Below are 13502 nucleotides of genomic sequence, written 5' to 3' on the forward strand. Positions count from 1 at the left end.
ACCTCCTGCCCCGCCACGCCTAGGCTGGCCAATGGAACGATGGACGTTCCGGAAAGCTGAGGCATACTATGGCCAGGGACAGGGCTGAAAGCAAGTACTTCACGGTCGACCCGGGAATCGAACTGCACTACTGGGACAAGGGCGAGGGCGACACGATCGTGTTCATCCCCGGACTGTCCTACTCGGGCGAGATCTTCAAACACCAGATCGACCACTTCTCCAAGACCCACCGGGTCATCGCCGTCGACCCACGCGGACAGGGCCTGTCCACCAAGACCGTGCACGGCAACGACTACGTCACCCACGGGGCCGACCTCATCAAGCTCGTCGACGGACTGGGCCTGAGGAACGTGGTGCTGGTCGGATGGTCCACCGGCAACCTCGAGGTCTGGTCCTACCTCAAACAGCACGGCTACGACAACGTCAAGGGCGCGGTCACCATCGACATGAGCCCCCTGCCCATGAACCCCGACCCGCACGCCTGGACCGAGGGCAGCATCCCCGAACTGTCCCAGGCCGCCAGCGAGATCCTCACCAACCCCGAAGGCGCCAGCGAATTCTGGTACGAATACCTCACCCAGGTCATGCTCCAGCACAAGGCCGAACCGGACGAACTCGAATACCTGCTCGACATGGGCCGGCGCACGCCCTACTGGATCGTGCACGAACTGTTCTGCAACGCGGTCTTCAGCAACTACCTCGACACCGCCAAGGAAGCCTCCGAACATATCCCGACGCTCATGTACATCGCCGAGCACTGGGCCGACGTGGCCGAACCCTGGTACCACAAGGAATGCCCCGAAACCCCCACCTACGTGATGGGCGGCCACCTCATGGCCTACGAATACCCCGACAAGTTCAACACACGACTCGACCAATTCCTCGAATCCATCGACAAGTAACCGCACGGGAAGCCGCCGCCCCTCGCCACCGAGGACGGCGGCTTTTCTCATTCACCAGGCCATGGACACATTCCATCAGTGGGTATATACTTTGTATACACAAGGGGAGGCGTGATGAATACGACGACATTAGCCAAATGGGGCAACGGGCAGGGCGTGCGTCTGTCCAAGGAGACGATGGAGCGCGCGGGGCTACACGTGGGCGACTCGTTGGAGGTCAGCGCCGAAAACGGCGTGATCACGCTCGTGCCGGCAAAGAAACGGTATATCGACATCCCCGACTACAGACAACTGTTCAAGGACTACGCGGGCCCGATGCCTATAGAGGACGGGTTCGCCGCCGTGCCCACCGGCCGGGAGTCCATCTGATGGCGGCGGGGAACAGGTACCATTACGGCGACGTCGTCTGGGCCGACCTTGACCCGTCCGCGGGCCACGAGCAGACCAAGCGCCGTCCGCTAATCGTGGTCAGCAACGACGAATACAACCGTTTCAACAACCTGATTATGACCGTGCCCGTCACCAGTAACAGGGAATATCCCCTGCATGTCAACGTCGGCCTTATCCCCACCGAGGACGGCAGCGAGATTCACGGATGGGCCGAAATCGAGCAGGCCAAATGCCTCGACCTGGATGCACGATACGCGCGCAAGGTCGCAAGCGCGGACGAGGACGTCATGGAACGGATCACGGAAATGCTCCTGGGCGGGCTGATGCGCCCGTCAATGCGCATCGAGCGCATGTACTGACTTCATACACGGCCACCTTCGACAGCATGCCAGCCCGGCCATTTGCCTTCCGTGATACCGATGCCGCCACTTAGGACTTGCCTCATACTCGGCGGTGTCGATATCGCGGAACGTCCGGGCATGGGACAAACCCATACCCGGATGGGAAATGCCGAACGTACGCCAAAGAGTTATCCCTGGCGTATGTCACTGCTTTCAGGCGTCCTTGGAGTGGCGGTCGCCGATCTGGAACTCGTCGGCGTGCTCGAACATGTAGCGCACCGTGATCGGCTCATCACCGGTCAGCTTCCGGAAGTCATCGGTATGCACGGCCATCTTGCCCTCACGGATCGCCTGCGCGAACGTGACTGCCGTCCGAGCTGAACGGCGCCTCCGAACCATCCAGGAACACGCCGTCCGTGGTGCGCGGCACGCCCATCGCGTCGAACACCTGGTAGTTCTCCTCGTCGGTGATCTCCTGGTAGGTCACGTGGTTGCCGGTGGCCTCGTTGCCGATCTCGACGAATTGGCTGATGGTCATCAGCTCGGGACCGTTGATGTCCAGGATCGCGTGGTGCAGGTCCTCGGCGAGCAGCGCGTGGGCGACGGCCTTGGCGCAGTCGCGGCGGCTGATGTAGGCCATGAGCCCATCGCCCTGACTGTTCTTGAGCACCCCGTCGCCGTGCACGTACGTGAAGTAGTTGGTGATCATGGCCTCCGCGTACTGGCTGTTGCGCAGGAAGATGTAGTCCAGTCCGGTTTCCTTGACGTGTTCCTCGGTCCAGATGTGGTCCTTCTTCTCCACGCTCGGGTTGGTCGGGTCGCCCGCGTTGACCAGCGACGTGTACACGACCTTGCCCACACCGGCCGCCTTGGCCGCGTCGACCGCGTTGCCTTGTGCGCGCTGGCGTTTGACGCCCACGAACGGCATCGAGACCAACGCCATCACGTCGCCGCCTTCGAACGCCGCTTCTAGGCCGTCGCGCTGGTTGAAGTCGGCCACGCGCGTCTCCACGCCTCGGGCCGCGTACTTCTCGAGCGAGGCCGGATTGTAGCCGGTGAAGATCAGGTTCGACGGGTCCGCCAGCTCCAGCAGGTAGTCCGCGGCCTGCCCGCCGAGATTGCCGTCCACGCCCGTAAGAATGAGCTTGCCCATGATGATCCTCCTTGATCGGGATAGTTAACTACCATATGGAAGCTATCACACGCATGCTGGGAGTTTCATGAACGAACCGCCCAGAAACGCATATGCCCCGAACGAATCGGCATATTATCGCCCCTCACTCACGACGAGTCGCCCCATATAACACCCGAGCAATCTGGATATATTACATAAAGTGAGTATTCTCTAAATAAATAATACTCACTTTCTATAGTGCGCGTCTACCGCCAGTCTTGGAAGGGCACGCCACGATTGGGTTAATCTACCCCGTCGTATCGCACCGGCCGCGGAGCGATACGGTCGATGTATCCGGCATCCCTTGCCTTCTTGATCCATCGCCCGGCGGTGGATTTGCTGACGCCGAGTGCCTTAGCGACCATCTCGTGGGCATCCGCGTTGCCGTATCGGGATGAGACGTATACCCTGGCCACCTTCATGAGGTCCCATTCATCCCCGCCCCTGGAATGCGAAGCCCCGCCATACATGTATGACTCGTTGTTCCACGCATGCCATCTGGGTTCATCCGTGGGGCCACCGTCCTGCAGGATCCACGAGGAGATGACCTTGCGCTTGTATCGTTCCAGGGCGAGCTTGGTCAGTACACCACCGTCGATATCAATCGGATCATTGCCCCGCTTGGAAGCATCCTGCTTTTCGGCCGAGCCATCGAGGACCAGCTTGGAGATCACGAAGTCGTCCTTGCCGGGGAGATAGTTCACTTCGATCGCCTTGATGACCAGACCTTTCACTTCATCGACGGCGATGTCGAAGGCCTGCATGTTGCATGGCACGTACAGGTCGGCTCCGAGGTGCTTCATCTGGTTCGGAGCCGCGGGGTCGAGCTTCGATTCGGTATCCAGCACTCCCCTGATGCCGAAACCTTCGATGCGGTTGAACAGCCATTCCCGGCGTTCGTAGCCGGGACCCAGATTCATTCTCATACGACTATAATATATGTATTAGGACACGAATACTCTATGGGTATCCGTTTTATTTTTTATATTCAACTGTTTCCCCAGTGCCGCCGCTTCACATCTCCCCACTCGGCAAAGACCCGTCGGCGGAATCATCACCGCCGACGGGTCTTTGTATCACTTCATGCCGAGATACTGCCTGAGGGCCGCATCGATGACGTCCTGCAGTTTCATGCCGTGCTCGACCGCATAGAGTTTCGCCGCGGTACGGGTCTTGGCGCGCAGACGGACGGAAGTCATCATCAGAGGGTTGTCCTCTTCGACGGTGGTCGGGTCCTGGCGGAACACGTCTTTGACCTCGTTGATCTCCCGTTCCTCGCTCACGGGCTTGTAGGCCCTGCGGTTGCCTTTCACTGTTCGACCTCCTTGATGAGTTCGCTGAGCACGTCGCCGTACTCGTAAAGCTTGGTGGGGTTCCAACCGAGCGACTTCTTGATTTCCTGGCGCTTGCGGACCACAGTCTCGAAGCGCACGGTGTCGTTCTCGTCCAGTGCCTCAAGGGTCTCTTTGAAAGCGTTGGTGCCCATCTCGGCACGCACCACCAGCGCCGCGGACGGCTTGGTCCCGCTTACCGCCTTGAGTGTGGCCCAGGCCTGCTGCAGATCGAGAGGAGAATCGGAAGTCGGCACGATCACGAAGTCGGCGGCCTCGATCGCGGCCTCGAGCACGCGACCGGACGGCGGGGCGTCGATGAACTTCCACTCCCCCGGCCTGCAATCCAGGCGCGCAAGCGTCGACAGGTTGGCGGGCACCACATCAAAGGGCAACGGGTCGTTATTGTCCGCAGCGAGATCGGCCCACATGCTTGCGGACGACTGCGGGTCGGCGTCCAGCACCTCCGCCTCCAGTCCCCTCATCACCGCGGCGCAGGCCAGGTATATAGCCGTGGTGGTCTTCGCCACCCCTCCCTTGGCGTTCGCTATTGCTACCTTCATCAGCGGTCCTTTCCTTAACAGTAATTAATTAATACAATAATTAATTAATTGGACACCTGCCGGGGCATGTAGCCGCAGCCAACCGCCGCATGTCTCTTCGCTTTCCAGTCACACCAACGTCCGATACCGTCCGGTACCGGACGTGACCGCTCCGAGCCCCATATGAGCCAGAGTCACCACACAACCGGAAGGTCTCATCCGAGTACACCGAAACATCAATGGACTATCGAAGTACTTTGCGCGAAGCAACCCCTGTTTTCGCCGCACGAGCATTGATGGACTATCGAAGTACTCCCCTCAAAGACTCGGGCCACGCAAGGATCGCCGGCCCGACGTTTGAATCCACTGCACGATGGTGGACTATCGAAGTACTTGGACTGTATTCACCGGCTCCCCTTGATGGACTATCGAAGTACTTTTCATGTAGTCCTCCTCATCATCGCTCCGCCACGTAATAGTCGTTCGGCTCGCGGATTCCACGATCGTTGAAATCATCGGGCACCTCCTGGCGTCGAATTTCCCTGCACAACTCACATGAGTTCATCCCATTCGGCACAGCCTCCGGTCGCATGGCTCCGTTGCCGAGACCGGGGCATAAGGCTCCTGTGGATAACCGGCCACCGTAGTGGACTATCGCAGTACACTTTGGTGGACTATCGCAGTACATCGGTTTTCAAGACGTCGTCCTGATGGACTATCGCAGTAGTTGATAGTGGACCATCGAAGTAGCTTTAATGGACTATCGAAGCCGTTAAAGTGGACTATCGCAGTACAAACAGTGGGCTATCGCAGTAGTTGACATCCTTTCAGCCTTACTCCCGCAAGGCCCGAGCCACTCCTCTTATAGTGTTATAGCTGTTATAGGGTTATAGATTAGTTATAACAACATGCTTGCCGACTTATCCACATACGGAACCCACAATCACCGGTACAGCCAATCAGCTGAACCTTTACTACTTCGTTAGTCCACCATCTTGTCTCTGGCACTGTCATTCAGCTGTTGACTCCGTGAAAGACATCCCCATTCCACGTGCTTCCTGTCCAGTTTTCCCACTTCATACGGTTAGTGATGTACTACGAAGGTCCATCATCTGCGTTGGAGAAAGCTGCTTCACATCCGAGCTTCTCCTGTCTTTACGTAAATACTTCGTTAGTCCATCATCAGTAAAGGCTCCGGTTCTGTTTCATTCCCTCATGTGCAGCAAATACGTGGACTATCGAAGTAAAAATGTGATTACTCCTCGACTGCAGTCGTCTCCACGGATTTTGGATGCGCCGCAATTGCAGTTGGACTCGGATGGAGGATGACCGCTTTTCGTGTCACGGTGAAGCGCGCGGCTGGGTACACCTCGCTGACTTTGTCCAAAGCGCGACGGAACTTCAGACGGAAGTTTCTCATGTCCGCAATGCCATCGCCGAAGCGTTCATACAGCCAATCCCATGAGACCGGCAAATCATGGTCAAGGTTCTTCATGCTTCCGGTAATCCACACGTACACGTCATAGGGAAGAACACTTCGTCCCGACAGCAGCAGCGAACTAGCCCTGGTATCGAACGGTGCGGATTCACGGGCGAGACGGTTGTACACCTCTTGGGTGAGCACGAACGCACTGCCTGAGAATGCCGCATTTGCGTCATCCTCCTTGAACCGTACCGCCTCCACAATCGGAAGGCTCACCATGTCATGAAGCTTGCCGCCCGCAAAACCAGTGGTTCGACGGATGGTGATGTGACTGGAGAGCAGCAGCCTGAGCTGCTCCTGGATTTTGTCGGCGGTCTTGCCTCCGCGTGGCAGGCCCATCTCGTTGCAGAGTTGCCAAATCGAGGGAATGGTAATGGTGCGCGTCTCCGGATCGACGTATTCGGTCTTGTGACGGCCGGCCGCCCTGATCTGCTTGGCAATCCATGCCATCACCAGGCGTGGATACTTGCCATAGGGGAACTTGCGCTTGCGCTCCTCCGGATCGATGCCGGCCTCGAGCACGTATTCGAGTGTTCCGTTGGTCTTGCTCACGAAGTCGGTGCCCGCCGCAGGCTGGGTAGGTGGGAACAGCGTCGAGGTGAGGATGGAATGGCCGTACCAGATTTCCTTGCTGTCGGGCTCCCTCATTTCGATGTCGGCCAGTGTCTGCGGTCGAATCAATGCCGCATGCGATATCTTCGGCTGCATCTCCGGGCTTTCCTCGCCGTGCGTTTCTGTCTGCTTCCTCACCATGCGTTCCATCGTAGCGGTCTTGCCCCGACAGAAGACGCAATTATCAGTGATGTTCACATTTGTGTTAAACAATTAATTAATTAATTAACACAAGTTGGCGTTAGTGTCCGTGAACGGTACTTGACGCAGTAATCTCGAAGTATATGCCCCACCTCGCATGCCCCGCTGGTTCTTCGAAAGGGAGTTGCATTATTGTATTAAATAATTAATTAAATACCTGTTCTCTCGTTAATGAGAGTCCTGTGATTCGCACTGCGACAGCATGAAAACCATGAAAGAGAATCGCGTCGGACTTCCGATCCGCGAGCGGGTCCGAATCGTCGGGCGTTGTTGAGTTCGGAAGCGTCGGCGCAGACGACCATCCCCTCGCGCTTTGAAGAGGTCGATAGTCGCATATCTTCGATATTTGTTAATTAATTAACTATTTAACTAATTAACACAGACTTCGGTTCCATCGTCATCCCTCCGGATGCTCGGACATGACTAGATGCAATTCCGCATCATGCGCAAGGATGTCAGTGTGCGACTTATGCCTCAGTTGGGTTCGAGCAAGTAGATTCATGGTGCCAACGAACCATGGATTGCAATGGCACTATGCTTCAGCTGGGCACTGCGATTGTCTGAAAAACGTTGTCGTGATAGAGAGTGTAAGACATACGTATAAGTATTTAATTAATTAACTAAATAACACAATAATGCCAATACGCGAATTGAAGTGCTTGTTAGGCGTATCCAGAGTATTTAGGGATACTTTGCTGTCTCCTCGGAAATTAAGATGTGCTCTGCCCCGAGAACCTTAACCAGCGCTTTTATCGACTTCAACTACAATTCGGTTGATCATGAAGAATGGGGCGATTCCGGATCAATGTGGCTGCCCGGTTTATGATGTGATGGTTCCGCAGCGGCCTGGACGCGACTTGTCAGGGGTTTGCCATGGGACGCCTGCGATGGGAGGTTCCGAAATCTCAAGAAGATAGTATTATTTTAATAATTAATTATTTAATGCTTTGCATGATTCCGGTGAACCCATGGTGATGCACGAACATCAATGATGACTGATGCAGCTTGGGTTATGGCGTCGTTGACCGGAAGGAGTCCGGGGCATCGCGTGTGAAAGGCTTGTCTCCTATCGCGAGTGGAATTAATTAAATATTTAATTAATTAAGGACGACTTCCTGTCTTTATCATGGAGGCTTATCTTGCGGGGTCCATGGCGTAGGGGATGCCCCAGCCCTTCGCTCCCTTATGGCCGTTTCCCGCATTCTCTCCAGTGAGCGCTGGAAACGGTTGGTCGGGATCGACGAAAACTATTTAATTAAATAATTAATTAATACAAAATGTCAGGCAGACTGAACATGCACCTGCCTTGTCGGGCGCCTCCTGCCACGCAGGGGAAAGAGGCGACTGCGCCTGGTGCCGTGATCGGAAGAGCTAGTCATTGAAGGTCGGTCCAGGACACGACGAATCGGCATGAGCGTAAGTCTAGCTCGTGAAGTCGGTGAAGCCATATCCGTTATTGAACAGACGTTAGAGGATTGTATGAGGAGTGGAGTCGCAGTGTCTTGACGACTCGCCCTCGAGTTCGTCATTTGGTTGGCGACATATGCGAATACGACAAGCTCATTTCGGCATACGGCGGTCGCCAAATCATGTGTGGGCAATTCTGTCCATGTGATTTATAGAGATGAGGGCAAGAAAGTAAGAAGTATTTAATTATATAATTATATAATTAAATAATTAACTAATTAAATACTATGGCCGGGTTCGATTCTCGCTATTGCCTAGCGTGGGGAGATTGAAGACAGCAGTGGGGGGTGCGCTTCGCACGATAGCCTCCTATAAGCAACCCATATAACCGTGAGCGGGATGTCGGCTGGTGCCTTGTATGGGGCGTGGATACATTTCATGTGGATATAGGTTTGCGGACGATAGGGGAGCGGGAATGGCTAGGATAGCGGTTGCCGGCGCCGGTGCTGCCGGTGTGGGTGCGGCTTGGCAGTTGCGTGAGCTGGTGGGTGACGATGCAGACATCACGGTGTTCGAGAAGAAGGAGCACGCCGGAGGGCGCGCATGGACGGTGGAATTCGCCGGAACCACGGTGGAGATCGGCGGCTCGATCCTGCATTCCACAGGCAAATACACCCGCCAGTGGCAGCAGCTCACCGGAGCCAAGGAAGGGGAGTCCGGGCTGAGCATCGACGGCAAGGACGAGACCTACGCATTCTGGACCCGGGATGGGTTCCCGGTATGGGCGAAGACCTCATTGGCATCGCTCGGCTGGGCGATCGTCCGTCACGCCGGCATCCGGTCGAGCCTGACACTGGTCCGGCAGGCGATACGCAACGCGAACGCATGGAACCGGATCTACGACCTTCAGGATGAAGGCCGGACGTTCGAGACGCCCGAGCAGATCGTGGACGCCCTTGGTTTGGGGGAGGCCACGTCGGTGTCGCTGGGGCAGGCGCTGCGTAAGGCCGGTGCCAATGAAAAACTGATCAAGGACATCGCCGAGCCGATTGTGCACAACATGTACAACCAAGGCGAGGGGATCGAGGCGTTCGCCGGCGAGGTCGGCCTGGCCGGCGCGGGGCTGGCGGGCGGCTACCTGTACTGCATCGATGGGGGCAACTGGAGCCTGCTGCACCGCACGCTCGAAGCCATCGGTGTGACGACCCGGTACAACACCACGGTGACGTCGGTCGAACGGAGGAGCGTGGGAGGCCCAGGCGGATACGAGGTGCGATATCTGGCGGGGGAAACGTCGGAATCATCATCCGGCGATGGGCAGGCCGAACGGTTCGACCTGGTGGTGCTGGCTGCACCGCTGGCATTGGCCCACCTGAAGCTCATTGAGGACGGCAGGCCGGTCGAGGTTCCGGTGCTGCCCTATCAGAAGGTGGAAACGACCTTGGTCGCCGGAACGCTTGACCCGCGGTACTTCGGCGTCGAACCGGACCGGAAGCTGCCCAGCACGGTGTTCATCGCGGACAGCGCGCCGACGAACGCCAAATCCATCGGCGTGACCGGATGCTCGCCGAAGTGCCGGACGCGCATCTACAAGATCTTCTCCGCCGACCACCGCGTCACGGACGAGGAGATCGAACGCATCTTCAGCGAGACCAAGGAAGTGCTGCGCTTCACCTGGGAAGGCGCATACCCGGTGCTCAGGCCCGGGGCGCAGCATGTGCCGTTCACACTCCGCCCGGGCCTGTACTACGCGAACGCCTTCGAGACGGTTGCCGGTTCCATCGAGGTCGAGGCCGTCGGCGGCGTCAACGCGGGACGTCTCGCCGCTCAGTATGCGCAAACATTGAAATAGAAGTGAGTATTTGTAATATATCGAATTCTCATTAATGAGTGAGTGTTCACCATATAAGTCATTGCGGTTCGGATGGGTGCGGGCCACTCATGATGCGACGACAGATTGTGTGCACCCGGGGCGATTGGTCGTCTCCTGACGTCAAGTTCGAGCCATGATTGGCTGAAACGTTGATGGGAGCCTTCCAAGGTCCGCGCGTTCCACCTGCCCTGACAACCGGACGGTCCGACGATGAAGCCATAGGCTTCGATGTATCCTATGCTCGATACGGAGGATTCGCTCGCTACCGGCTTACGCCGGCCAACGAAAGGGGCATCGTATGGACTCGAGGTTGCCGGATGCAGGCTCATCCCTAGAAGACGGAACCTCCCCGGACTATGTGTTGGAATCCAACATCGGATTCCTGCTGCGTGTATGCAATCAGCGAAGCACGGCGTTGTTCGCTGAGAAGGCGCCGGAAGGCCTGTCCTCGCCCCGGTTTGCCGCATTGGCCAAACTGGTGGAGTCGGGGCCGTTGCCTCAGAACAGATTGGGCAGGCTTATATCCATCGATGCCGCCACGATCAAGGGTGTGGTCGACCGATTGCAGAAGGCGGATGCGGTCAGCACGGCACCCAACCCGGATGACAAGAGACAGCGCATCGTCAGTATCACCGAACGGGGCAGAGAACTGTATTCCAGAGGAGTTGAGGCATCCCTGTACACGGTCCATCGGCTGTGCGAAGGACTGGAGCAGGAGGAAGTCGAGGCTTTCGCTCATATTCTGCGGCACATTGCAGCGCGGGCCGACCGCTGAACTTTAAGTCGGTTTTCATCCGTTGTCTGCCGTTGGCCCATGATGCACGACGAAGCGCAGGGCGTGAAATCAGTTCGTCATATTCGGGAAATGGGTCAGTAACCGCACAATAATTGTTTGTATACAAATAAATGGGACTCTTCCACTGTCACGATAAACGGATCAATCAATCGCCGGTGCCGCACCGAATGGCGAGGCCCGACCTGACAGAGGGGAGAGGGACATGTCCATCGCGATTGGAAAGGCCCCCAGCACAACCAGACGGAAGCCCGTGGCCACGGACGCCAACGACTACGCGCGAACAAGGGTGCCCGATACCGCCAAGCGCGGGGCGGGATCTATCCTGAGCGTACTTGTCGGATTCGTCACCGCGTTCTATTTCCCGCTCGTCGGCGGCACCTACATGATGCAGAATGGTGCGCCAGCCACCTGGGCCGCGCTTGTGATCTCCTTCCTCATCCTGATGGCCTTGGCCCTGGTCGTCACGCATGCGGCCTCACGCGAAGGGTTGACCTCCGAACTGCTCACCCGGGCATGCGGGTTCGGATCCGTGGGCTCCGTGGTGACCTCCGTCATCTACGCCGGAACATTCGTCATCTACGCAGGCATGGAAGGCCAGATCCTCTCGGCTTCCATCGACCAGATCTGGGATCTGCCCAATCAGGTCTGGTACGTGCTCGTCGGCGTCATCTTCCTGCCGATGGCATGGAACGGCATCAACGCGATGACCAAGATCCTCACATGGACCCTGCCGGTCTACTTCCTGCTGCTCATCGCGGCTATCGTCTCCGCCTGGAACACCAACGGAGGCATGCCTGACATCTTCACCGCCACTCCGGCCGGATCGGTCGGAGGCATCGCCGGCGTCGTCGCGGTCATGGCCGGCCTCGCCGGAACCGTGGGCATCAACCCGCTGGAAGCATCCGACTACAACCGCTTCATCCATCCCAAGGACTTCAAACGCAAGGCTTGGTTGACCGTCGTACTCCCGTACGCTTTCATGTTCTTCATCGCCATGCCGCTCGGCTTCTACTTCACACTGGCCACCGGAGCCAAGAACCCCAACCCGTCGTTCTACTTCGTCGGACTGATTGGACTGCTTCCCGGCGTTCTGCTAGCCTGGATCTCCCAGATCCGCGTCAACCTCACCAACCTGCACATCGGTTCCCTGACGTTCGCCTCCGCATCCGAAGCGGTCGGAGCCTCAAAGCTGAATCGTCGCTTCTGGCTTCTGGTCGTGACCGCCGGCGCCATCGCACTCATGTGGTTCGACGTGATTGGCAACCTGAACGCCTTCCTGGAATGGCTCGGCATCTTCCTGCTGGCCTGGGTGGCCTGCGTGTTCGCCGACATCACCATGGTCCGTGGTGTCTTCAAGCTCGTAACCGGCCCCTACGAATACCGCAGCGGATACGCCCGCCGGTTCAACCCGGTCGGCATCAGCGGCCTGCTGTCCGGCATCGCCGTCGCCTCGGCCATCTGGCTGTTCAGTGGCAACCCGATCCTGCACGGCCTTTGCTCCTACATCGGATTCGCCGTGGCGTTCATCGTCCACACCTCCGTGGCTCTCGCCACCAAGGGACGCACTTACTTCATCGACGGTGCCGAGGAGCGCATCGCCGCCAACGCGAAGGAACGCTGAAACGACATGCACAAGACCATCATCGACGAATCTGTGCGTGCGGGGTACCGGGCGCTGAAAGGCAACCGCGAATACGCCTTCACGGACATCGACCCCAAGCGCACCGCCCATCTCATCGTGGACATGCAGAACGGCTTCCTGGAACCGGGTGCGCTGCTGGAGACCCCTTCGGCGCGCGATATCGTGGCCAACGTGAATGCCATCAGCGGCGCCATCCGCTCGCATGGCGGCCTGAACGTCTTCCTGCGGTTCACCACCTCGACGACTTCGGCGTGGAGCTGCTACTTCGAACGGTTCCAGGACCCCGATTTCGGAGAGAAGGAGGTCGCCGACTTCCTCCCCGGCACGCACTGGCATGACCTGTACCTCGGCATCGATGTACGGGAGGAGAAAGGCGATGTGATTCTCGACAAGACGAGGTTCAGCGCCTTCGTGGGAGACTCCTCCGATGCCTTGCGGGTCCTGAAGGAACATGGCATCGATACGGTCATCGTCTCCGGCACCCTGACCTCCTGCTGCAGCGCGTCCACCGCAAGGGACGCCCAGCAGCTCGGATTCCGGGTCATCGTGGCTGAAGACGCCAATGCCGACGTGTCCGACTTCGCCCACAACTGCGCGATCAACAATCTCGCCGCATGGTTCGCCGACATCCGGTCGACGGAAGAGGTCATTCGGCTGCTGAACGCAGATATAGGGTAATTAAATCGACGACAGGCATGGTGCGGTGGTCCACTTAGAGGCCACCGCATTTTTATTTTTTTGAAAATGATTTTGACTCCGATGAGAAAATAGACCATCAGAGTTTGCTGACGATGTTTTCGTGCTGTTT

Annotated in this window: 12 protein-coding genes; 7 read left to right on the plus strand and 5 right to left on the minus strand. The window is 57.5% G+C overall.

The window, feature by feature from the left end; genetic code table 11:
- Positions 1 to 68: 68 nt before the first annotated feature.
- The 3 genes from JS536_RS05850 (at position 69) to JS536_RS05860 (ending at position 1651) form a co-directional block, all read left to right on the plus strand.
- The gene (locus JS536_RS05850; RefSeq protein WP_214356178.1) at positions 69 to 902 is read left to right on the plus strand and encodes an alpha/beta hydrolase; all 834 of its coding nucleotides are present in this window, start codon (positions 69 to 71) and stop codon (positions 900 to 902) included.
- A 114-nt stretch (positions 903 to 1016) separates the two neighbouring features.
- Positions 1017 to 1271 carry a hypothetical protein gene (locus tag JS536_RS05855; protein ID WP_214356179.1) on the plus strand — a complete coding sequence of 85 codons (255 nt, stop codon included), beginning with the start codon at positions 1017 to 1019 and terminating at the stop codon, positions 1269 to 1271.
- Complete coding sequence (locus JS536_RS05860; RefSeq protein WP_214356180.1) at positions 1271 to 1651, plus strand: type II toxin-antitoxin system PemK/MazF family toxin; 381 nt, start codon at positions 1271 to 1273, stop codon at positions 1649 to 1651. The genes JS536_RS05855 and JS536_RS05860 overlap by 1 nt, the downstream gene beginning before the upstream one ends.
- A 322-nt stretch (positions 1652 to 1973) precedes the next feature.
- Here JS536_RS05860 and JS536_RS05865 read toward each other — a convergent pair whose 3' ends face one another.
- The 5 genes from JS536_RS05865 to JS536_RS05885 all read right to left on the minus strand — a co-directional run bounded on the left by JS536_RS05865 (position 1974) and on the right by JS536_RS05885 (position 6916).
- The gene (locus JS536_RS05865; protein WP_240544277.1) at positions 1974 to 2786 is read right to left on the minus strand and encodes an NAD(P)H-binding protein; all 813 of its coding nucleotides are present in this window, start codon (positions 2784 to 2786) and stop codon (positions 1974 to 1976) included.
- A gap of 263 nt (positions 2787 to 3049) precedes the next feature.
- Positions 3050 to 3733, minus strand: coding sequence for a helix-turn-helix domain-containing protein (locus JS536_RS05870; RefSeq protein ID WP_214356181.1), 684 nt, complete (start codon positions 3731 to 3733; stop codon positions 3050 to 3052).
- Between the two features lie 150 nt (positions 3734 to 3883).
- Positions 3884 to 4120, minus strand: coding sequence for a macrolide ABC transporter ATP-binding protein (locus JS536_RS05875; RefSeq protein ID WP_214356182.1), 237 nt, complete (start codon positions 4118 to 4120; stop codon positions 3884 to 3886).
- Positions 4117 to 4701, minus strand: a complete 585-nt coding sequence (locus JS536_RS05880) for a ParA family protein (protein ID WP_214356183.1) — start codon at positions 4699 to 4701, stop codon at positions 4117 to 4119. Before JS536_RS05880 ends, JS536_RS05875 begins: the two co-directional genes overlap by 4 nt.
- A gap of 1234 nt (positions 4702 to 5935) precedes the next feature.
- Positions 5936 to 6916 (minus strand): replication protein RepA, encoded by a 981-nt coding sequence (locus JS536_RS05885; protein WP_240544278.1) that lies wholly within the window; start codon positions 6914 to 6916, stop codon positions 5936 to 5938.
- Between the two features lie 1942 nt (positions 6917 to 8858).
- Between JS536_RS05885 and JS536_RS05890 the strand changes: the two genes are divergently transcribed.
- The 4 genes from JS536_RS05890 to JS536_RS05905 all read left to right on the plus strand — a co-directional run bounded on the left by JS536_RS05890 (position 8859) and on the right by JS536_RS05905 (position 13372).
- A complete protein-coding gene (locus JS536_RS05890; protein WP_214356184.1) occupies positions 8859 to 10235 on the plus strand; it encodes a prenylcysteine lyase family protein in 1377 nt (458 codons plus the stop codon).
- Positions 10236 to 10554: 319 nt separating this feature from the next.
- Positions 10555 to 11031, plus strand: a complete 477-nt coding sequence (locus JS536_RS05895; RefSeq protein ID WP_214356185.1) for a MarR family transcriptional regulator — start codon at positions 10555 to 10557, stop codon at positions 11029 to 11031.
- A 223-nt stretch (positions 11032 to 11254) separates the two neighbouring features.
- Positions 11255 to 12673, plus strand: coding sequence for a hypothetical protein (locus JS536_RS05900; RefSeq protein WP_214356186.1), 1419 nt, complete (start codon positions 11255 to 11257; stop codon positions 12671 to 12673).
- Positions 12674 to 12679: 6 nt separating this feature from the next.
- Positions 12680 to 13372 (plus strand): cysteine hydrolase, encoded by a 693-nt coding sequence (locus tag JS536_RS05905; RefSeq protein WP_214356187.1) that lies wholly within the window; start codon positions 12680 to 12682, stop codon positions 13370 to 13372.
- Positions 13373 to 13502 lie beyond the last annotated feature (130 nt).

It is taken from the genome of Bifidobacterium sp. SO4, from assembly GCF_018555355.1.
Lineage (GTDB): Bacteria > Actinomycetota > Actinomycetes > Actinomycetales > Bifidobacteriaceae > Bifidobacterium > Bifidobacterium miconisargentati.

What these genes read in the sequence shown, in the direction of transcription:
- JS536_RS05870 (WP_214356181.1), bottom strand. Translation starts at nt 3,733, where the DNA reads ATGAGAATGAATCTGGGTCCCGGCTACGAACGCCGGGAATGGCTGTTC.
- JS536_RS05905 (WP_214356187.1), top strand. Translation starts at nt 12,680, where the DNA reads ATGCACAAGACCATCATCGACGAATCTGTGCGTGCGGGGTACCGGGCG.
- JS536_RS05900 (WP_214356186.1), top strand. Translation starts at nt 11,255, where the DNA reads ATGTCCATCGCGATTGGAAAGGCCCCCAGCACAACCAGACGGAAGCCC.
- JS536_RS05880 (WP_214356183.1), bottom strand. Translation starts at nt 4,701, where the DNA reads ATGAAGGTAGCAATAGCGAACGCCAAGGGAGGGGTGGCGAAGACCACC.
- JS536_RS05895 (WP_214356185.1), top strand. Translation starts at nt 10,555, where the DNA reads ATGGACTCGAGGTTGCCGGATGCAGGCTCATCCCTAGAAGACGGAACC.
- JS536_RS05860 (WP_214356180.1), top strand. Translation starts at nt 1,271, where the DNA reads ATGGCGGCGGGGAACAGGTACCATTACGGCGACGTCGTCTGGGCCGAC.
- JS536_RS05885 (WP_240544278.1), bottom strand. Translation starts at nt 6,916, where the DNA reads ATGGTGAGGAAGCAGACAGAAACGCACGGCGAGGAAAGCCCGGAGATG.
- JS536_RS05865 (WP_240544277.1), bottom strand. Translation starts at nt 2,786, where the DNA reads ATGGGCAAGCTCATTCTTACGGGCGTGGACGGCAATCTCGGCGGGCAG.
- JS536_RS05850 (WP_214356178.1), top strand. Translation starts at nt 69, where the DNA reads ATGGCCAGGGACAGGGCTGAAAGCAAGTACTTCACGGTCGACCCGGGA.
- JS536_RS05855 (WP_214356179.1), top strand. Translation starts at nt 1,017, where the DNA reads ATGAATACGACGACATTAGCCAAATGGGGCAACGGGCAGGGCGTGCGT.
- JS536_RS05890 (WP_214356184.1), top strand. Translation starts at nt 8,859, where the DNA reads ATGGCTAGGATAGCGGTTGCCGGCGCCGGTGCTGCCGGTGTGGGTGCG.